Source organism: Streptomyces sp. MB09-01 (genome assembly GCF_033794505.1).
GTDB lineage: Bacteria > Actinomycetota > Actinomycetes > Streptomycetales > Streptomycetaceae > Streptomyces.
Map to the genome: position 1 here is coordinate 1 of NZ_JARAYQ010000160.1, position 19,768 is coordinate 19,768.

At 71.0% G+C, this 19,768-nt stretch carries 15 protein-coding genes; 3 read left to right on the forward strand and 12 right to left on the reverse strand.

All coding sequences use genetic code 11. The features are described from left to right. Positions 1-71: 71 nt before the first annotated feature. Complete coding sequence (locus tag PV721_RS28265) at positions 72-674, reverse strand: TetR/AcrR family transcriptional regulator (RefSeq protein ID WP_319728912.1); 603 nt, start codon at positions 672-674, stop codon at positions 72-74. 141 nt (positions 675-815) lie between these two features. On the opposite strand from PV721_RS28265, the gene PV721_RS28270 reads away from it, so the two are divergent. Next, on the forward strand, positions 816-2,369 hold the full coding sequence (locus PV721_RS28270) for an MFS transporter (RefSeq protein ID WP_319728915.1): 1,554 nt from the start codon (positions 816-818) through the stop codon (positions 2,367-2,369). A gap of 83 nt (positions 2,370-2,452) precedes the next feature. Here PV721_RS28270 and PV721_RS28275 read toward each other — a convergent pair whose 3' ends face one another. The 5 genes from PV721_RS28275 to PV721_RS28295 form a co-directional block, all read right to left on the reverse strand. Continuing rightward, entirely contained in the window at positions 2,453-4,273 is a 1,821-nt protein-coding gene (locus PV721_RS28275) for a DUF4173 domain-containing protein (RefSeq protein WP_319728917.1), read from the reverse strand. A gap of 169 nt (positions 4,274-4,442) precedes the next feature. Then, entirely contained in the window at positions 4,443-5,360 is a 918-nt protein-coding gene (locus tag PV721_RS28280) for an ADP-ribosylglycohydrolase family protein (protein ID WP_319728919.1), read from the reverse strand. 11 nt (positions 5,361-5,371) lie between these two features. Next, entirely contained in the window at positions 5,372-6,031 is a 660-nt protein-coding gene (locus tag PV721_RS28285; RefSeq protein WP_319728921.1) for a histidine phosphatase family protein, read from the reverse strand. 72 nt (positions 6,032-6,103) lie between these two features. Then, positions 6,104-6,709: a YdbC family protein gene (locus PV721_RS28290; protein ID WP_319728923.1), complete on the reverse strand. Its 606-nt coding sequence runs from the start codon at positions 6,707-6,709 to the stop codon at positions 6,104-6,106. Between the two features lie 32 nt (positions 6,710-6,741). Next, positions 6,742-7,581, reverse strand: a complete 840-nt coding sequence (locus PV721_RS28295; protein ID WP_319728925.1) for an arylamine N-acetyltransferase family protein — start codon at positions 7,579-7,581, stop codon at positions 6,742-6,744. Positions 7,582-7,674: 93 nt separating this feature from the next. Between PV721_RS28295 and PV721_RS28300 the strand changes: the two genes are divergently transcribed. Continuing rightward, entirely contained in the window at positions 7,675-8,634 is a 960-nt protein-coding gene (locus tag PV721_RS28300) for a DUF1152 domain-containing protein (RefSeq protein ID WP_319728927.1), read from the forward strand. Between the two features lie 262 nt (positions 8,635-8,896). Here the strand turns inward: PV721_RS28300 and PV721_RS28305 are convergent, their stop codons facing one another. Together PV721_RS28305 and nrdR are read right to left on the reverse strand one after the other, a co-directional pair. Further along, positions 8,897-11,785 (reverse strand): vitamin B12-dependent ribonucleotide reductase, encoded by a 2,889-nt coding sequence (locus PV721_RS28305; RefSeq protein ID WP_319728929.1) that lies wholly within the window; start codon positions 11,783-11,785, stop codon positions 8,897-8,899. 170 nt (positions 11,786-11,955) lie between these two features. Then, the gene (nrdR, locus tag PV721_RS28310; RefSeq protein ID WP_319728931.1) at positions 11,956-12,468 is read right to left on the reverse strand and encodes a transcriptional regulator NrdR; all 513 of its coding nucleotides are present in this window, start codon (positions 12,466-12,468) and stop codon (positions 11,956-11,958) included. Between the two features lie 496 nt (positions 12,469-12,964). Here nrdR and lexA point away from each other — a divergent pair, with 496 nt between their 5' ends. Next, positions 12,965-13,759 (forward strand): transcriptional repressor LexA, encoded by a 795-nt coding sequence (gene lexA, locus PV721_RS28315; protein ID WP_030709636.1) that lies wholly within the window; start codon positions 12,965-12,967, stop codon positions 13,757-13,759. Positions 13,760-13,883: 124 nt separating this feature from the next. Here lexA and PV721_RS28320 read toward each other — a convergent pair whose 3' ends face one another. The 4 genes from PV721_RS28320 to PV721_RS28335 all read right to left on the reverse strand — a co-directional run. Then, positions 13,884-15,854, reverse strand: coding sequence for an ATP-dependent DNA helicase (locus PV721_RS28320; protein ID WP_319728934.1), 1,971 nt, complete (start codon positions 15,852-15,854; stop codon positions 13,884-13,886). Positions 15,855-15,906: 52 nt separating this feature from the next. Then, positions 15,907-17,871, reverse strand: coding sequence for an IucA/IucC family siderophore biosynthesis protein (locus tag PV721_RS28325; protein ID WP_319728937.1), 1,965 nt, complete (start codon positions 17,869-17,871; stop codon positions 15,907-15,909). A 97-nt stretch (positions 17,872-17,968) separates the two neighbouring features. Then, positions 17,969-18,667 carry a GNAT family N-acetyltransferase gene (locus PV721_RS28330; protein ID WP_319728939.1) on the reverse strand — a complete coding sequence of 233 codons (699 nt, stop codon included), beginning with the start codon at positions 18,665-18,667 and terminating at the stop codon, positions 17,969-17,971. Positions 18,668-18,699: 32 nt separating this feature from the next. Next, positions 18,700-19,768 (reverse strand): IucA/IucC family protein (locus tag PV721_RS28335; RefSeq protein ID WP_319728941.1); only part of this gene is annotated, 1,069 nt, incomplete at its 5' end.

Genomic DNA, 19,768 nt, shown 5'->3' on the forward strand with positions numbered 1-19,768 from the left:
CCCCGGGTCCGACCCCCGCCCGATCCGGCACGCATCACGCTCCGCGCGCCCCGTGCCGCGCCCGCCGCGTCTCACGCCCTGAGCAGCGGCACCATCACCTCGTCGATCAGCTCCGCGATCTCGGTGTCCCCCCATTCGCTACCGCACACCTTGGCGCGGTACATCAGCATCGCCGGAATGACATCCACGACAAACGGACCAGTCGCGTCCGGCCGCACGTCACCCCGCGCGATTCCGCGCAGCACAAGCTCCCTGATCAGCCGCTGGGCCGGCTCGTGCAGCCCTGACCAGATGACCCCGTGGAACCGCTCCGCATGCTTGTGATCGCATTCGTGAAGCACCGACCGCAGCGCCTGTCCGGCGCGGGAGTGCATGACGTCCCGCGTGCGCACGCAGAGCAGGTGGAGGTCCTCACGGATCGACCCGCCGTCGGCAATCTCTCCTATCTGCGGCAGACCGGTCCGCAGCGCATCGGCCACGAGGTCCGCCTTCGACGGCCAGCGCCGATAGAGGGAGGCCTTGCCCGTGTGCGAGCCGGCCGCGACGCCCTCCATGGTGAGCGCGTTCCAGCCGACCGTGCTCAGCTGCTCCAACGCGGCGTCCAGAATCGCCCGTTCGAGTTCGGAACCCCGCCTGCGCCCCGGCGACGCCACCGACCAGCGCGAACCCGCCATCTCTCCACCTCCCGACCGGCCCCCGTGCCGCACGTACGCATTTTCAGCTTTAGAGAACGCTTGCGTTCCCTAAGGACCGGCTCCTACCGTGGCCCTGTAGTGAACGAATACGTTCACTATTTCACTTTGGGGGGATCCTCAGTGACAAGCTCTCAACTCGCCACGCCCCGGATACCGGGGGCGGCCCGCCGCGAGGGGCGTCCCGGAGTGGCGCTCGCGGTCATCGCCGCGTGCCAGCTCATGGTCGTCCTCGACGCGACGATCGTGAACATCGCGCTCCCGCACATCCAGGAAGCGCTCAGCTTCAGCACGACGGACCTCTCCTGGGTGCTCAGCGCCTACACCCTCACCTTCGGCGGTCTGCTGCTGCTCGGCGGCCGGGCCGGTGACATCCTGGGCCGGCGCCGCGTGTTCCTGTCCGGAATCCTGCTCTTCACCCTGGCCTCCCTCCTCGGCGGGTTCGCCCAGGAGCCCTGGCAGCTGCTCGCGGCCCGTGCCCTGCAAGGGGTGGGCGGCGCGATCGCCTCCCCGACCTCGCTCGCCCTGATCACCACGACCTTTCCCGAAGGCCCCGAACGGAACCGGGCGTTCGGGGTGTTCGCGGCCGTCTCCGCGGGCGGCGGCGCGATCGGCCTGCTGGCCGGCGGCATGCTGACCGAGTGGCTCGACTGGCGCTGGGTGCTTTTCGTCAACGTCCCGATCGGCGTGCTGATCGCGGTCCTCACCCCGCTCTACATCACCGAGTCCGAGCGCCACCCCGGCCGCTTCGACATCGCCGGAGCCCTCACCTCCACCGGCGGCATGGCGTCGCTCGTCTACGGGTTCATCCGCGCCTCGGAGGACGGCTGGCGCGACTCGCTCACCATCGGCTCCTTCGCCGCGGCCTTCGTCCTGCTCGCGCTCTTCGTCGTCATCGAATCCCGGGCCCGCGAGCCGATCATCCCGCTGCGCATGTTCGCCGACCGCAACCGCACCGGCACGTACGTGATCATGCTCGGCCTCGCGGCGGCGATGTTCGGCATGTTCTTCTTCATCGTCCAGTTCGTGCAGAACGTGCTGGGCTTCTCCCCGATCGAGTCCGGGCTCGGCTTCCTGCCCGTGACCGTCGCCATCGTCACCGCCGCCGGTCTCTCGCAGCGGTTCCTGCCGCGCTTCGGCCCCAAGCCCTTCATGGTCATCGGGTCCGCGCTCACCGGCACCGGGCTGGCCTGGCTGACCTTCCTCCGGACCGACAGCTCGTACGTCTCCGGCGTGCTCGGCCCGATGCTGCTCTTCGGCTTCGGCATGGGCCTCAACTTCGTGACCCTCACCCTGACCGCCGTCTCCGGGGTGGCGCCGAAGGAGGCCGGCGCGGCCTCGGGGCTGCTCAACGCCAGCCAGCAGGTGGGCGGCTCGCTGGGCCTCTCCATCCTGGTCACCGTCTTCGGCACGGCCAGCCGCAACGAGGCCGCGCAACAGGTCCCGGTCTTCATGGCGCAGGCGAGCCCCGACCAGCTGGCCGCCTTCAAGGAGACCCGGCAGCTGCCCGACCCCTGGGGGGACCTCGTCCTCGCCCAGGGCATCTCCACCGCGTTCTACGCCGCCGTGGCGATGGCGGGGCTGGCCCTGGCCACCGCCCTGTTGGTGATCCGGGTGCGCAAGAGCGACCTGGACGCCCTGGCCGGCGCGGCCGCACAGGGCGGGCCGGCCGCCTGAACTCCTGTCGTACGAGAGCCCGGGCGCGGGGAACGGCCCCCGCGCCCGGGCCCTCATAAGAACTCTCCCGGCGCCGCGTTTCCCTAGCGCTCCAGGCGGCTTCCGAAGGCGCCCAGGCGCGAGCAGACCTCGTACGAGGCCGTCACCGGGCGCTCGCGCAGGATGTGCCGCGCCCGGTACTCGCCCAGGCTCATGGCGTACCAGGGGACGTCCCCGGCCCTGGACATCTCGTCGTTGATCCCGCGCAGGGCGCAGGACCTCTGGGGCTCGGGCAGCCGGTCCAGGGCGGGCGCGGCGTCGGCCGACAGCGACTGGAAGTAGGCCAGGTCGATCTTCGTGTCCTCCTCGAAGCGGGCGACGTTCCGCTCGGCGACCATCCCGTCCGGGGACAGCAGGCCGAAGGCCAGGACGGCGGCCGCCGCACTGCCCGCGACCGCGCGCGGCAGCCAGCGTGCGCCGAACACCCCGGCCGCCATGATCAGTACGATGACCAGCCCGAGCCACAGCTCCATGGCGGCCACCGACACGCGCAGCCTGGTCAGCCCGTACGCGTCCACGTAGAGGTCCATCCGGCGCAGCGCGGCGGCGACGACGATCAGGGTCAGCGCGCAGAGCACGCCGAGGACGATACGGACGAAGCGGCGGTCGCCCGCTCCGGAGCGCGGGGCCCAGCGCAAGGCGAGCGCGATCACGGCGAGGGTGAACAGGGTGACCCAGAGCAGCTGCCAGAAGCCCTGGCGTGCGTACTCGGCGTAGCTCAGGCGGGTGCTTTCGAGGACCTTGTCGTAGCCCCCGAACAGGACGGCCAGCTGGACGGCGTTGAAGGCGGCGAAGAGCAGGTTGAGCACGACGAGCGGAAGGGCCCATTCGACACGGGAGCGCGGCTTGCCCGGGGCCACCTTGATCCGGTCCCAGCGCAGCGGGGCCGCGGCGGTGCGGGCGGCAGCGAGCGCGATCAGCGTGCCGAGGAGGAAGAGCAGGAACCGGATGGGCCCGTTCTCGGTCGACACATCGGGGATCAGGCCGCCCAGGAGGTCTGCGAAGGCGGCGTCGGCGGAGGCGAACAGCGCGCCGAAGACCACCAGCAGGGCCACGGTGACGGCGGTCGCCTTGGCGACGGGCAGCCAGCGGTCCTTGCTGACCCCGCCGCGCGACCGCAGTCCGATCAGCCCCCAGGCGAGCCCGGACACGGCGGAGTCGAAGAAGCCGAGCGGGCTGAGCAGGACGCCGGGCCAGGTACGGCTGCCGTGCAGGGCCAGCGCGCCCAGCAGGACGGCGGACAGGATCGCGAGCGTGGACGGCCAGGCGGAGTCGCGCAGGGCGGGTACGGCAAGGAGGGCGAGGCAGCCGATCGCCCAGACCACGGTCCAGGGCCGGGCCGTACGCCGTGCCGTGCGGGCGGCGACGTACGCGGCGAGGACGGCGGGCAGCACCGCGAGCAGCAGGCCCGGGCCCATGCCGTCGCCGAGGAGCAGTGCGGCGGCGAGGCCGGCGGCGAGGGCGGCGAGGAGGGTGGCGGTCGCGATGGGGGCTGCCTCGGAGGGGCGCACGAGGGTGACCCACGAGGGCGTCGCGGACTGCGCTTGAGCGCCGAGCCATGGGCGCTGCTGGTGCTGGTGCGCCTGCCGGGCCTGCCACGTGGCGGCGTCGGCGGGCACCGCCGCCGGTGGGCCGGCCGGGCCGGTGGTTGCGCCTGCGGCCGGAGCAGCGGGGGGCGCCGGTGCTTCCGGAGCGACCGGTGCCGCCGGAACCGCCGGAGCCGGACTCGCGGGCGGATCCCCGGCCTTGGCCCCTGCGTCGGCTGTGCCGTCGGAGGCCCTCGAGTCCTTCGGTTCCTTCGGGTCCTTCGGGTCCTTCGGGTCCTTGGACCGGGCTTCGTCGGCCCCGCCGGTGTTCTCTGACATCGGGTTCCCTCCCCTGACGGCCGCCCCATCGTTCCGTGGGGGCGGCGCAGCGCACAGAGTAGGCCGGTGACAGGTGGTTTTGAACAGGATCAAAAGAGCCCTGTGGCAGGACCGTGACAATCGGAAGGACTCATTTCACCCCGCTCCGGACGCCCGGAGCGGCCATCCGTCAGCGGGCCGCCGCCTCCGGCAGCCAGGCCGGCAGGGCCTCGGTGCGCGCCAGCCAGGCGGCCGGCAGCACCGCGTCCCCGCGGGCTCCCAGCACCCCGCCGACGATCGCGCAGGTCGTGTCCACGTCGCCGCCCACCTGCGCGGTGGTCCAGAACGCCCGCTCGTAGTCGTCCAGCGCACGCGCCGCGGACCACAGCGCGAACGGCACGGTGTCGTGGGCGCTCGTGCGCCGCCCGCAGCCCAGCACCGCCGCGACCGTGGTCGCGTCGCCGTAATCCAGCATGTCCCGCGCCCGCCGCAGCCCGGCGCCCACGGCGCTGCGCGGCACCAGCGCGATCACTCCGTCCAGCAGGTCGGAGGCCTTCGGCGGACCGTCCGGAGCGGCTGCCAGCGCGGCGGCCGCGGCGACGGCCATCGCCCCGCACACGGCCTCGCGGTGCTGGTGGGTGGTGTAGGCGGAAATCTCCGCCTGATGAATGGCCTGCTCCGGGTCGTCGGCGTACCAGGCGCCCAGCGGCGCGATCCGCATGGCGGCGCCATTGCCCCACGAGCCTTGCCCGTTGAACAGTTCCGCGGCCAGGGTGCGCCAGTCCTCGCCCTCGCGCACCAGCCGCAGCATCCGGTTGACCGCGGGCCCGTAGCCCCGGTCGAAGTCGTGGTGGTGGGCGAAGGAACGCGCGAGCGCGTCCTGGTCGATCCGTCCGTGCTCGGCCAGCACGGCCACCACCGAGCAGGCCATCTCGGTGTCGTCGGTCCACTGCCACGTCTCGGTGCCGGCGGGCAGCTCGCGCCGCTTGAGCAGCGGGTAGTTCACGGGGACGAAGTACTGGGAGCCCAGGGCGTCACCCAGTGCCAGCCCGCGGAGGCTGGACATGGCGCGCGCGTAGCGCCGTTCGGGAGTGGAGTCAGGCGTCATCGCGGGTCACTCTAGCCGTCCAGGTCATAAGGCTCAGGTGTGGTCCACCGCTCAAACGGGCGGTCCATCCGGTACCGGCCGTCCGGGCCCCGCAGGAGCACCCGGAATTCGCCGTTGCCGGGATTGGACAGGGCCTCGAATTCGGCCACCGACCAGTGGAACCAGCGCATGCAGAACAGCCGCATCGTCAGCCCGTGCGTCACCAGCAGGACGTTCTCGGGGTGGTCCGGGGCCTCGAAGCTGCGGTACAGGCTCTCCAGGAAGGACCCGACCCGGTCGTACACGTCGGCCCCGGACTCGCCCTGCGCGAACCGGTAGAAGAAGTGTCCGTACGCGTCCCGGTACGCCTTCTGCAGCCGTACGTCGTTCCGGTCCTGCCAGTTCCCCCAGTCCTGCTCGCGCAGCCTCGGCTCCTCGCGCATCCGGACCCGAGCCGGGTCCAGCCGGAGTTCACGGAAGGTCTGCAGGGTCCTGCGGTAGGGGGAGACGTACGCGCTGATGGTCTCCTCGCCGAAGAGCTCGCGCAGCCGTACCCCGGCCGCCGCAGCCTGCTCGCGCCCGCGCGGGGTCAGCCGCAGGGCGTGGTCGGGCTCGCGTTCGTACACCGAGTCGTCGGCGTTCCCCTCCGATTCCCCGTGCCGGACAAGGACGATGCGCCGTGGTCGAGCCATCCCACGACCCTATTCGGCCATTGGCCGACCGGTGCACCGGGCACGCCGAACGGCCCGACGGTAGTCGTACGGTCATACCGTCCAGGACGGTTCGAGATCGACGACGTCACCGGTGAGGGCCTCGACATCGGCCTGGATCTGGGCGCGCAGGGAGAGCCGCTCGACCCGCTCCTGCCGGTACTTGCCGTGCTCGGCGGCCGCGTGCCACATCGACAGCACCAGGAACTCCCGGCCCGGGGCCTCCCCGAAGAGACCGCGGATCATCCCGGGCGAGCCCGCCATCGCCGGATTCCACACCTTCTCCTGCATCAGGGCGAAGTGGTCGACCCGGCCCTCCCGGACGCGGGTGTGCGCGACCCGCACCACGTCGGCATCGGTGAAGCGCGGCTCGAAGCCGGTCTTCACGTCGAAGCGGTGGTCGAAGAGGGTGACCCGCAGATCGGTGTAGGTGCCGTTCTGCGCAGCGGCCAGCCGGTCGTGCGAGCGGGCCATGAAGGAGTCGTAGAAGGACCGGCTCTCCCAGAACGCGAAGACATGCGCGACCCCCTGCCGGCCCCGGCTCCAGCCGCCGCCCTGCCCCCGGAAACCCGGCTCGCCCGGCAGCCCCGCCCATTTTCGCTGCCCGCGCTCGAACCCGCGTCGGTCCGTCACCGTGCAGCGAATCCACTTGACCAGCACTGCGCCATCGTACGGGCCAGGCGCGGCCCGGGTCAGTCCCCGGCGCGGTGGATCCGCACCAGTTCCGCCGCATCCCGTTCGGCCAGGCGAAGCCCGAACTCCCGGTCGAGCACGGCGAGCAGATCGTCCGCGCCGACGGTCCGCCGCTCGGCCCGCCCGTCGGGATGCAGCAGGGTGAGCTCCCGCCCGACGAGCGCCCGGCGGACGGAACCGCCCGGGTGGTGGACGACGAGCCGCCCCACGAAGGAGGAGTGGGGATGGGTGGAGCTGTAGTGGTTGAGCAGGACGTAGTCGACGGGGTGGTAACGCTGCGGGGAGAAGGCGTACAGGTCCCGCCAGGTCCCACCGCGCAGGAGGCACAGCACGAGGACGCCGTCCTCCTCCTCGCGGACGCGGTACGTCCACTCCCCCTGCTCGACCGCGACGCCGGGGCGCCCCAGCGGAACCGGCTCGCGGGGGCCCTGGTGGCCGAACCCCGCATCGCACAGCCACGGTTCGCCGTCGACCGTGACGACGAGGACGGCGTGCGTCACGGCCAGCAGGGAGTCCCCGCGGGTGCGGTTGCGGGCACCGCGCCCGGAGACCTCGAAGCCGATCCGCTCCAGGGCAGCGGCCAGCAGCGAGTTCTGCTCGTAGCAGTAGCCACCGCGGCCGGCGTGCACGAGCTTGTCCTCGATCGACTTGACGTCCAGCGCGACGGGGCGGCCGAGCAGGACGTCCAGGCTCTCGAAGGGGATGGCCGCGGTGTGGGCCCGGTGCACTGCGTACAACGTGGCCAGGTCCGGCCGGAGTTCCCGGCCTTCTCGCGCGTTCTCCTGAAGTCCGATCCGCGCCAGATACGCGTCCAGGTCCAGCTCGTCACCGCTCCACATGGCTCCCCGCTTCCCCGTTCCCCCGTGCCGGCGGCATCGCGCCGCCGTGAAATCCCGGAGCACCGGTTCGCCGCACCCCGCACAATGATCGCCATGACGGCCCTGCACACCAACCCGCTTTTCGCCCGCCTCGCCGACGCCGAACGCATCCTGGTCGCCGGCGCGGGCGGCGGCTTCGACATCTACGCCGGCCTGCCGATCGCCCTCTCCCTCCTGCACCAGGGCAAGGAGGTCCACCTGGCGAACCTCTCCTTCAGCTCCCTCGCCGGACTGCCCGTCGAGGAATGGGCCGCCCCCGACCTCGCCGTCATCACCCCCGACTCCGCGCCGCACCAGACGTACTTCCCCGAACGAACGCTGGCCCAGTGGCTCCAGCTGCACCGCTATCCGGCGCGCGTGTACGCCTTCCCGCAGATCGGCGTGCAGCCGCTGCGCGCCGCCTACCGCGCGCTGGTGGACCTCCACCGCATCGATGCGATCGTCCTGGTCGACGGCGGCACGGACATCCTGATGCGGGGCGACGAAGCCGGCCTCGGCACCCCCGAGGAGGACCTGACCAGCGTGGCGGCGCTGGCCGCGCTGGACGACGTACCGGAGCGGCTCGTCGTGTCGGTCGGCTTCGGCGTCGACGCCTACCACGGGGTCAGCCACGCCCTGGTGCTGGAGAACATCGCAGCGCTGGAGCGCGCGGGAGCGTACCTCGGCGCGTTCTCCGTGCCGCGCGCCACCCGCGAGGGCGCGCTGTTTCTGGACGCCGTGGCCCATGCCCAGGACCACACCCCGGACCGCCCCAGCATCGTCAACGGCTCGATCGCCGCGGCCGTGCGGGGCTCCTTCGGCGACGTGCAGTTCACCACCCGCACCCAGGGCAGCGAGCTCTTCGTGAACCCGCTGATGTCGCTGTGCTTCGCCTTCGACCTGCCGGGCCTGGCCGCGCGCTGCCTCTACCTGGACCGCATCGAGGACACCCACCTGATACGCCAGGTGCATTCCCGGATCGCGGAATTCCGCGAGGAGCTCGTCACCCGCCCGCCCCGCCGCATCCCCCACTGAGAACGCCGGAGGCGGGCGGGTCTCCCCGGGGAGACCCGCCCGCCTCCGGCGGTTCACGCGCCGTGACTCCGGCGTCGTCGGACCAGTCGGGTCTCTCCTTGGTCAGGTGGTGGGCGACGGTCGCTGCCGCGAGGTACCGCTCGGCCGTCGGCCCCAGGAGACCGAAGGGGACCGGCCTCGGGCCGGTCCCCTTCGTGACCTGCTGGTCAGCTCCCCGCGCCGGCTACGCCGGACAGTACGTCCGGTGTAGCCCCGCGAGGTGTCAGCTGCAGCCGCTGGTCGAGCCGCAGCCCTCGCAGATGTAGCAGGAACCGGCGCGCTGCATCTTCGTACCGCAGGAGAAGCAGAGCGGGGCGTCGGCGGAGACGCCGAGCTGCATCTCGACCAGTTCGGCGCTGCTGTGCGCCGTCTTCGGGGCCGGGACCGGGACGGTCACGGCCGGCTTCGGCGCCGACGGCACCGCGGCCAGCGGGACCGACTGGGTCAGCGACTCGGTGTCCAGCTCGTCCTCGAGGGGCTCGTAGGAGCCGGTGTCGAGGTGGCGCTGACGCTCCTCGGCGGTGTGGATGCCGAGGGCCGAGCGGGTCTCGAAGGGCAGGAAGTCGAGCGCCAGGCGGCGGAAGATGTAGTCGACGATCGACTGCGCCATCCGCACGTCCGGGTCGTCCGTCATGCCGGCCGGCTCGAAGCGCATGTTCGTGAACTTCGAGACGTAGGTCTCCAGCGGCACGCCGTACTGGAGGCCGACCGAGACGGCGATCGAGAAGGCGTCCATCATGCCCGCGAGGGTCGAGCCCTGCTTGGACATCTTCAGGAAGACCTCGCCCAGGCCGTCGTCCGGGTAGGAGTTCGCGGTCATGTAGCCCTCGGCTCCACCGACCGTGAAGGAGGTGGTGATGCCCGGGCGGCCCTTCGGGAGGCGCTTGCGGACCGGCCGGTACTCGATGACCTTCTCGACGGTGGCGCGGATGGTCTCCTCCGTCTTGGCGGCGACCTCCTCCTTCTCCTCTTCCTTCTTCTTCGCGGAGAGGGGCTGGCCGACCTTGCAGTTGTCGCGGTAGATCGCGAGCGCCTTGACGCCCATCTTCCACGCCTCGAAGTAGATCTCCTCGATCTCCTCGACGGTCGCCGTCTCCGGCATGTTGACCGTCTTCGAGATCGCGCCGGAGATCCAGGGCTGGATCGCGGCCATCATGCGGACGTGGCCCATCGCGGAGATGGAGCGCTCGCCCATGGCGCAGTCGAACACCGAGTAGTGCTCGGTCTTCAGGCCCGGGGCGTCGACGACCACGCCGTGCTCGGCGATGTGGGAGACGATCGCCTCGATCTGCTCCTCCTGGTAACCCAGGCGGCGCAGGGCCTGCGGGACGGTGCCGTTGACGATCTGCATCGAGCCGCCGCCGACGAGCTTCTTGAACTTGACCAGCGCCAGGTCCGGCTCGACACCGGTGGTGTCGCAGGACATCGCGAGACCGATGGTGCCGGTCGGCGCGAGGACGGAAGCCTGGGAGTTGCGGAAGCCGTTCTTCTCGCCGAGGCGCAGGACGTCCTGCCAGGCCTCGGTGGCCGCGGCCCAGATGACGTTGTCCAGGTCGTCGGTGCGCGGCGCGACGGCGTTGGCGTCGGCGTGCTGCTTCATGACGCGCTTGTGCGACTCGGCGTTGCGGGCGTAGCCGTCGTACGGGCCGACGATCGCGGCCAGCTCGGCGGAACGCTTGTACGCCGTACCGGTCATCAGCGAGGTGATCGACGCGGCGAGGGTGCGGCCGCCGTCCGAGTCGTACGCGTGGCCGGTGGCCATCAGCAGGGCGCCGAGGTTGGCGTAGCCGATGCCCAGCTGGCGGAAGGCGCGGGTGTTCTCGCCGATCTTCTGCGTCGGGAAGTCCGCGAAGCAGATCGAGATGTCCATCGCGGTGATGACGAGCTCGACGACCTTGGAGAAGCGCTCGGCGTCGAAGGACTGGTTGCCCTTGCCGTCGTCGTTGAGGAACTTCATCAGGTTCAGCGACGCGAGGTTGCAGGACGTGTTGTCCAGGTGCATGTACTCGCTGCAGGGGTTGGACGCGGTGATGCGGCCGGACTCGGGGCAGGTGTGCCAGTTGTTGATCACACCGTCGTACTGGATGCCCGGGTCGGCACAGGCCCACGCGGCCTCGGCGAGCTTGCGGAAGAGCGCCTTGGCGTCGACCTTCTCGATGACCTCACCGGTCATGCGGGCACGCAGGCCGAACTCGGTGCCGTTCTCGACGGCCGTCATGAACTCGTCGTTCACGCGAACGGAGTTGTTGGCGTTCTGGTACTGGACGGACGTGATGTCGTCGCCGCCCAGGTCCATGTCGAAGCCCGCGTCGCGCAGGGCGCGGATCTTCTCCTCTTCCTTCACCTTGGTCTCGATGAAGGCCTCGACGTCCGGGTGGTCCACGTCCAGGACGACCATCTTGGCAGCGCGGCGGGTGGCACCGCCCGACTTGATCGTTCCTGCGGACGCGTCGGCGCCGCGCATGAAGGAGACCGGGCCGGAGGCGTTGCCGCCGGAGGAGAGGAGCTCCTTGGAGGAGCGGATGCGGGAGAGGTTCAGGCCGGCGCCGGAGCCGCCCTTGAAGATCATGCCCTCTTCCTTGTACCAGTCGAGGATCGACTCCATGGAGTCGTCGACGGCCAGGATGAAGCAGGCGGAGACCTGCTGCGGCTGGGGCGTGCCGACGTTGAACCACACCGGGGAGTTGAAGCTGAAGATCTGGTGCAGGAGGGCGTAGGTCAGCTCGTGCTCGAAGATCTCCACGTCGGCGGGCGACGAGAAGTAGTCGAAGTCCTCGCCGGCCTTCGTGTACGTCTTCACGATCCGGTCGATCAGCTGCTTCAGACCGGTCTCGCGCTGCGGGGTGCCGACCGCGCCGCGGAAGTACTTGCTGGTGACGATGTTGACCGCGTTCACCGACCAGAAGTCGGGGAACTCGACGCCACGCTGCTCGAAGTTGACCGAGCCGTCGCGCCAGTTGGTCATGACGACGTCACGGCGCTCCCAGCTCACCTCGTCGTAGGGGTGCACGCCCGGGGTGGTGTGGATGCGCTCGATACGCAGGCCGCCCTTGGCAGCCTTGGTCCCCTTGGCGCGGGAACCACGTGCCGAGCCGCTCGCCGTCTCTGTCATGCCGCTTCCTCCCATATGCGGGCAAAAACGCCCTAAAGTGCCAGCGCTATTCCGCGGCACGGTGCTGTGTGTCTGTTTCTACGTTTTTCTCCCCCGGCTCTCGCCGGGAGGGGCCTCCGGGCCGACCGGCCGCGTCACGGTGCGTGCGCATCGCGGCGCGGGCCGCCCGGTCAGCCGGAGGCGGAGGCGGGCACGGGGACCGAAGCGGTCCCTCCGGGCTCGCACTCATGGGGGTGAGGCCGCGGCTCGCGCAGTTCCGCGATGGCGGTCTCGAAGTCTTCAAGGGTGTCGAACGCTTTGTAGACGGACGCGAAGCGCAGGTAGGCGACCAGGTCGAGCTCCTGCAACGGGCCGAGAATGGCCAGACCCACGTCGTGGGTGGTCAGCTCGGCACTCCCGGTGGCGCGCACCGCCTCCTCGACCCGCTGGCCGAGCTTGGCGAGGGCGTCCTCGGTGACTGGCCGTCCCTGGCACGCCTTGCGCACGCCGGAGATGACCTTGGTACGGCTGAAGGGTTCCGTCACCCCGCTGCGCTTGATCACCATCAGCGAGGCCGTCTCCACCGTCGTGAAGCGACGGGAGCAGTCGGGGCACTGACGGCGCCTGCGGATCGACGTACCGTCGTCCGTGGTGCGGCTGTCGACGACACGGCTGTCGGGGTGCCTGCAGAAGGGGCAGTGCACGGTTCCCTCACCCTCCCTCTTGGCACGACAGAATCACCCCACAGGCCCCTGAACAACGGAGACGGACTCTGTCGGGGGCTCGTGGAGCAGCCTCCAGCATATGCGATCCCAGGAGCCTCAACAGACCCGAGGACCACTACTTCTGGGTGGCCGCGCCCATCCAACCACTAGATCTTGGGTTGGACGGGATTTTCGTGGCTCTGCGTGTCGCGGTGTCCGCCAGGCGGTCACGAGGTCCCGCGATGCCACACTGGGCGCGGGCCGGCACCGGCGCCACAAGTCCCACAGGCCCGGACGGCGGCGACCCGACCGGGAAGGGTAGCGTAAGCAGCGGACGTCAGATCGAACCCGCGTTCGGCGAGCCGATCGCCCATACACCCCTTGATGTGCCCACGCCGGACGATCCGCGATTTTTCACTCGAACGTGTGTTTGGCGCAACCTTTCGAAAGCTACTACCGTTGTCCAGCTAGGGAGAACATTTCGAGAGGGGCCGACGTGACCACCACCGCAGACAGTGCCACCATCACTGCCCAGAACCGCTCCCAGAGCCGACTCGAGCCGGTGCATGCCATGAACGACGCAAACCTGAACCCGGATGCGGAGCCCGTAGTACGCCCCGCACGCTCGCTGCCAGGTCGACCTCCAGGCATCCGCGCCGACAGCTCCGGGCTCACGGACCGGCAGCGGAGGGTCATCGAGGTCATTCGCGACTCCGTGCAGCGCCGGGGGTACCCGCCGTCCATGCGGGAGATCGGCCAGGCGGTCGGCCTGTCCAGCACCTCGTCGGTCGCCCACCAGCTGATGGCCCTCGAGCGGAAGGGCTTCCTGCGCCGCGACCCGCACCGCCCCCGCGCCTACGAGGTACGCGGCTCCGACCAGCCCAGCTCGCAGCCCACGGACACCACCGGCAAGCCCGCCGCCTCCTACGTTCCCCTGGTCGGCCGGATCGCGGCCGGCGGCCCGATCCTCGCCGAGGAGTCGGTCGAGGACGTGTTCCCGCTCCCCCGCCAGCTCGTCGGCGACGGCGAGCTCTTCGTCCTCAAGGTCGTCGGCGATTCGATGATCGAGGCCGCCATCTGTGACGGCGATTGGGTCACGGTCCGTCGCCAGCCCGTCGCGGAGAACGGCGACATCGTCGCCGCGATGCTCGACGGCGAAGCCACCGTCAAGCGCTTCAAGCGCGAGGACGGCCACGTCTGGCTCCTCCCGCACAACGCCGCCTACCAGCCCATCCCCGGTGACGACGCGACCATCCTCGGCAAGGTCGTCGCCGTGCTGCGTCGGGTCTGACCCCCGCCGCCTCCATCCGGCCCCCGGGACCCCCTGCGCCGGTCCCGGGGGCTTTCGTGTGCCCCCGGAACTCGTTCGCCTGGGGTACTACCTGGAACGGTTGCGGCCCGGGACCGGCGGACTGCTACTCGCCGTCGGCCTTGGCCTTCGCATCGATCGCGGCCAGGGAGCGGCGGGCCTGGTTGCGATCCGTGGTGTACCAGAAGTCAGGCAGCGTGGCCCGCAGGAAGCTCCCGTACCGGGCCGTGGCCAGCCGGGGGTCCAGCACCGCGACGACGCCCCGGTCGCCCGTGGCCCGTACGAGACGACCTGCGCCCTGCGCCATCAGCAGGGCGGCGTGGGTGGCCGCGACGGCCATGAAGCCGTTGCCGCCGTGCTCCTCCACCGACTTCTGGCGGGCGCTCATCAGCGGGTCGTCGGGGCGCGGGAAGGGGATCCGGTCCATGACCACGAGCTGGCAGCTGGGGCCGGGCACGTCCACGCCCTGCCAGAGCGACAGCGTCCCGAACAGGCAGGTCTTCGGGTCCGCGGCGAAGGCCTTGATCAGCTCGCCGAGGGTCTCCTCGCCCTGGAGCAAGATCGGGTTGTCGAGCCGGCCACGCAGCTCCTCGGCGGCCGCCTTGGCACCGCGCATGGAGGAGAAGAGGCCGAGGGTCCGGCCGCCGGCGGCCTCGATCAGCTCGGCGAGCTCGTCCATCATGTCGCCGCGGGTTCCCTCGCGGCCCGGCGTGGCCAGGTGCTTGGCGACGTAGAGGATGCCCTGCTTCGGGTAGTCGAAGGGCGAGCCGACGTCGAGGCCACGCCAGACGGGGACGTCGTCCCCCTCGACGCCCTCGGGAGACAGCCCCAGGGAGGCCGCGACGCCGTTGAAGTCGCCGCCCAGCTTGAGGGTGGCCGAGGTCAGGACCACCGAGCGGTCCTCGAACAGCTTCTCCCGCAGCAGGCCGGACACCGAAAGCGGGGCGACCCGGAGAGTGGCGCCGAAGCGGTCGTGGCGCTCGTACCAGACGACGTCGTACTCGGAGCCGTTGGTGATCCGCTCCGCCACCGCGTGGACGCTCTCCACCGCGGCCAGGGCCTGCTTGCGCACCGCGTCCTCGTCCTGGACGGACTTGTCGCGGGTCGAGCCGATCGCGGAGATCACGTTGCGCGCGGCGTCGCGCAGCGACATCAGCGCGTAGCCGAGGTCTTCGGGGACCTGCTCCAGGCGGCCCGGGAGCGCCAGCTCCATGACCCGCTCGAAGGACTCCGAGGCGGTCTGCAGGGAGTCGGCGGTCTTCTCGTCGACCAGCTTGGCCGCACGCTTCACGGCCCGGTTGACCTGCCCGGGCGTGAGCTCGCCGGTGGCGACGCCGGTGACCCGGGAGACCAGCTCGTGGGCCTCGTCCACGATCAGCACCTCGTGCTGCGGCAGCACCGGGGCGCCTTCGATGGCGTCGATGGCGAGGAGCGCGTGGTTGGTGACGACCACGTCCGCGAGCTTGGCCCGCTCGCGGGCGGCCTCCGCGAAGCACTCAGCCCCGTACGCGCACTTCGTCGCGCCCAGGCATTCGCGCGAGGAGACGGAGATCTGCGACCAGGCCTTGTCCGAGACGCCCGGCGTCAGGTCGTCGCGGTCGCCGGTCTCCGTCTCGTCCGCCCAGTCGCGCAGGCGCAGCAGGTCCTTGCCGAGCTTGCTGGTGGGGGTGGCCGCCTCGAACTGGTCGAAGAGACCGTCCTCCTCGTCCTGCGGAGCACCCTCGTGCAGGCGGTGCAGGCACAGATAGTTCGACCGGCCCTTGAGCATGGCGAACTGCGGACGGCGGCGCAGCTGCGGATGCAGGGCCTCCACCGTCCGGGGCAGGTCGCGCTCGACGAGCTGCCGCTGGAGGGCGAGGGTCGCGGTGGCCACGACCACGCGCTCGCCGTGGGCGAGGGCCGGCACCAGGTAGCCCAGGGACTTGCCGGTACCGGTACCGGCCTGGATGAGCCGGTGGGAGTTGTCGTCGATCGCTTCGGCGACGGCTTCGGCCATGGCCACCTGGCCGGGGCGCTCCGTGCCGCCGACGGCGGAGACGGCGGCGTGCAGCAGGTCGGGGAGGGAGGGCTTCGTCATAGCACTGCCAACCCTACGGGGCCCCACCGACAGCGAGTGCACCGACGAGGAATCACGGCCGGTACAAGGGGTTGGGTACGGTGCCGTGCTGCACGGCGTGCGGGCGGTCGGGGCGGTCGCGGTAGCCGTCCTCGTAGAGCCGGTTCCGGTTGAGGCAGAGCCGCCCGATGCGTTCGCCGAGCAGGTCGAAGAGCTCGTAGCGGTCCTTGAGCTGCGGGAAGCGGGCCTGGTGGCGCAGGATCTCCGCCCGTACGAGGGACCAGAACTCGTCCTCCGGGACGCCGAGGCGGTCTTCGCACAGGGCCGAGAGGTACCGGAAGACGCCGACGAACAGCCCGGAGTGGATGAACTGCGGCAGGAAGTCGGCGGGCTCGGTGAGCAGGGCCGCCCGGACCTCGTCGGGCAGGGAGACCAGCTCGGGCAGCGGTTCGTCGCTGATGTTGATGTCGTCCACGAAGTCCTTGACCCCGAGCCGGACCGGGACGTCGCGCTCGTCGAAGATCACGATGGCGTTCTCGCCGTGCGGGGAGAAGACGGTGCCGTAGCGGTAGAGGAAGTGCAGCAGCGGCGGCAGGAGGGCGGCGAAGAGGCGCTGCAGCCAGACGGTGGGGGTCAGCCCGGACCGGGCCACGAGCTCGGCAGTGAAGGACCGGCCGCGCGGGTCGGTGTGGAGGAGGGAGGCGAGGGTGCGGGCGCGCTCGCCAGGGGCGAGGAGCCCGGTGAGGGGCTGGCGCCAGATCGCGCCGAGGAGCTCTTTGTACTGGTACGGGACCTCGGGGAGCTCTTCGTAGACCGGGTGGCGGACGGTGACGGAGGCGACCTCGCCGAGCAGGACGACCCGGCACTCGTCGCGCAGGAAGGGGTCGGCGTCGCGGAGGGAGTGGATCCAGGCGGTCACGGCAGGGGCGGCGAGGGTGAGGTCGGAGGGCAGGCCGCGCCAGACCATGGTGTTGAAGACGGAGAGCGGGAGTTTGACGCTGTGCCGGTCGGGGCGGCTGAGGTTGAGGAAGGTGCGGATCGACTGCTGGGGCAGGCGCAGGTCGGGATCGGCGGGGAGCGGCACGAGGGTGCCGGAGGAGAGCGCGGGGGCGAAGAGCGGGAGGACGACCTCGTCCCACTGCCAGGGGTGGACCGGTAGGTAGAGGTAGTGGAGGGGGTCGAGGCCGCGGTCGCGGAGGGTCTGGTCGAAGGTTGCTCGGGTGACGGGGTCGAGCTCGGCGGAGTAGAGGCGGGCGGGGTCCTCCAGTCCGGCGGTGCCGCGGTAGGCGGCGAGCGAGGTGTGGGCGGCGAGCCACGGCAGGCGCTGGCGGGTGCGGGCTTCGGGGGCCCAGGCGGCGGTGTCGGAGGCAGAGAGTCCGATGCGGCCCTTGTTGAGGACGAGCCAGGGGTGGCCGGTCTGGTGCCCTTCGAGTGCGGCGTAGTCGAGGTCGGCGAGGACGTCGGCAGTGAGGGCGCTGTGATCGATCCGGGCGTCGGCGGCGAGGGTGGCGCTGAGCTCGCGGACGAGGTGGCCGAGGGTGAGGCCGTCGAGTCCGAGGAGCTTGCGGGCCCGGATGAGGAAGGCGTACGGGTCCCCGAAGGCGGTCGGGTTTCCGGAGGCGGTCGGATCGCCGGAGGCGGTCGGGTTTCCGGAGGCGGTCGGATCGCCGGAGGTGGAATGGTCACCGGAGGCGGTCTGGTCAACGGAGGCCGTGGGCGCGCGGGGGGTGGCCGGCGGCGGCGTGAGGGTGAGGGTGTCGGGGGCGACGTGCCAGCTGCCGTACGAGCGGCGGCGGGCCCGGAAGCCGAGGTTGCTGCCGTCGTCGAGGGTCAGGGTCCAGGCGTCGCCGGCGGCGGCCGGGGCGGGGACGGGGCTGATGACCTCCTCGTAGGCGAACTCGGCGATCATCTTGGCGAGCAGCCGGCGGGCGGCGAAGTCCCAGGTCGGACGGTTGAGTTCGGGCGGTGTGCAGGGGTGCTGGGGCGACGGTGGCACGGTGGGTTCCGTCGAGTCGGGGGCTGCGTGGAAGTTCGGCACGGGACTCCTCGAAGATTGGGAACTTTGCTGCGTGACGCAGAGTTTTCTAAGGGAGAGGTGCGTAGCGGCGACGACGGTCGGGCTTGCGGGGCGGCACTCAGAGGAGATTGCGCAGCGCCCGCTCCCGGATCATCAGGGCGGCGCGCTTCTCGGGAAGGTCGATTTCCGCGGAGCAGCGGAAACCGGAGCTCAGGAAGGCAGATACGGAGGGGGTGTTGCGGATGTCCGGTTCCGCGATGACACGAGTGCAGCGGGGGCGGTTGCCGAGGACGAGGTCGGCGACGGCGCGCAGCAGGGTCGTGCCCAGGCCGCGGCCGCGGTTCGTGCCGTCTCCGATGAGCAGGTGGATACCCGTGTCGTGGGGGCGCGCAGGGTAGTGAAGGGAGAGCGGGTCGAGGTCGGCCCGGTAGATCTCCCAGTAGCTCATCGGCGTGCCGTCGAGGAGGCCGAGGCAGGGGATGCTGCGGCCGTCGCCGTCGAGCTGCGCCCGGAGGTGGGCCGCGGTGACCGCGGCGGGGCCGGCGAGTTCCCAGTAAGCGGCCACCTCGGGGTCGTTCATCCAGCCGGTGAGGAGCTCGAGGTCCCGGCCCGGCCGTACGGGTTCGAGGCGGAAGGCTCCGGCGGGTGTGGCGGCGCTGCCCCAGATGGCCGGCGAGTCGAGCAGGTCGGCTTCGGCGAGCAGCGGCAACAGGTCGGCGTTGAGCCGTGGTTCGACGGTGTGTTCCACCACCTCGAGGGCGCCGAAGGCGTCGGTGGCGGAGCCGGCCGAGTGGGCGGGTGTTTCGGTGGAGCGCATCGGGGGCTCTTCTCCGCGTCGGCGCCGACGCGTCAATCGTGAAGGGGGTTGGTGATGGTGACGTAGACGGACTGGGTGTCGACGGGGCCGACCAGCTCGTCGAGACCGCCCAGGCGGGTGAGCAGATTCGCCTTGCAGCGCAGGGTGGGCGAGTCGAGCAGCCGCGTGGGGAGCGGGCCGAGGCCCGCGGCCTTGGCGAGGAAGCGGCGGAAGGCGGCGAGGAGCACGCGCTCGTCGGCGAGCCGCTGGGATCCGAAGGCACCAATGAGGCCGAGCACGTTGTTGATGCCCAGGTAGTAGGCGAAGCGTTCGTCGGTGACGGCGTCGGAGACGAAGGTGTCGCTGGCGCGGCCGATGCGGGGGAGCCGGTGCTCCAGTTCCGCGCGGCGGGATGCGCGGAAGTAGTAGCCCTGGTTGTCGCGGTAGCGGCCGCCCCTCGGCCAGCCGGCCGGGTCGAGGAGGACCAGGGTGTTCTGCTGGTGCGCTTCGAGGGCGATACCGGCGAGCGCGTCGAAGGCGAGGACCGGCAGGACCACGTGGTCGAGGTAGCGCAGGAACCACTCGGCAGCGACGGCGGACGTGCTGCGTCCGGTGGCGGTGGCGAGACGGGATACGAGTTCGGCGAGGCGGGAGTTCATGGTGGTCCGGCCGGGCCACGGGCGGGGAGCGGTGAGCGCGGCGATGCAGACGGCGTCGTCGCCCGAGCGGAAGGGGTTGTGGCGCAGCAGGGCGTCGAGTCCGGGAACGGGGGTGCCGTCCGGCGCGTCCACGGCGACCCAGGCGGGGTCGCGGACGATGTCGAAGCCGGGGTGGACCGCCTGCCACTGCTCGGCCAGGCCGGTGCGGAGCAACCGGTGGACCTCGACGCCCCGATGAAGTTCCTTGCGGAGGTTCTCGCGGCGGGAGTTGGTGATGCGCAGGCCCAGGGAGAGCTTGAGCATCGCGGGGGCGCCAGGACGGTGGACGGTGCGGACGGAGGAGGTGGGGTACCAGGGTTCGCCGTGCGGGCCCATGTCGTGCAGAAGCCCTGCGTCGCGGAGGGCGGTGACGGCGGGGCGCTGGAGCAGGTCGCGGGCCTGCCATGGGTGCAGGGGAAGGGGG

Coding starts and splice junctions, on each gene's coding strand:
- PV721_RS28265 (WP_319728912.1), bottom strand. CDS start 674: ATGGCGGGTTCGCGCTGGTCGGTGGCGTCGCCGGGGCGCAGGCGGGGT.
- PV721_RS28275 (WP_319728917.1), bottom strand. CDS start 4,273: ATGTCAGAGAACACCGGCGGGGCCGACGAAGCCCGGTCCAAGGACCCG.
- PV721_RS28280 (WP_319728919.1), bottom strand. CDS start 5,360: ATGACGCCTGACTCCACTCCCGAACGGCGCTACGCGCGCGCCATGTCC.
- PV721_RS28285 (WP_319728921.1), bottom strand. CDS start 6,031: ATGGCTCGACCACGGCGCATCGTCCTTGTCCGGCACGGGGAATCGGAG.
- PV721_RS28295 (WP_319728925.1), bottom strand. CDS start 7,581: ATGTGGAGCGGTGACGAGCTGGACCTGGACGCGTATCTGGCGCGGATC.
- PV721_RS28300 (WP_319728927.1), top strand. CDS start 7,675: ATGACGGCCCTGCACACCAACCCGCTTTTCGCCCGCCTCGCCGACGCC.
- PV721_RS28305 (WP_319728929.1), bottom strand. CDS start 11,785: ATGACAGAGACGGCGAGCGGCTCGGCACGTGGTTCCCGCGCCAAGGGG.
- PV721_RS28320 (WP_319728934.1), bottom strand. CDS start 15,854: ATGACGAAGCCCTCCCTCCCCGACCTGCTGCACGCCGCCGTCTCCGCC.
- PV721_RS28330 (WP_319728939.1), bottom strand. CDS start 18,667: ATGCGCTCCACCGAAACACCCGCCCACTCGGCCGGCTCCGCCACCGAC.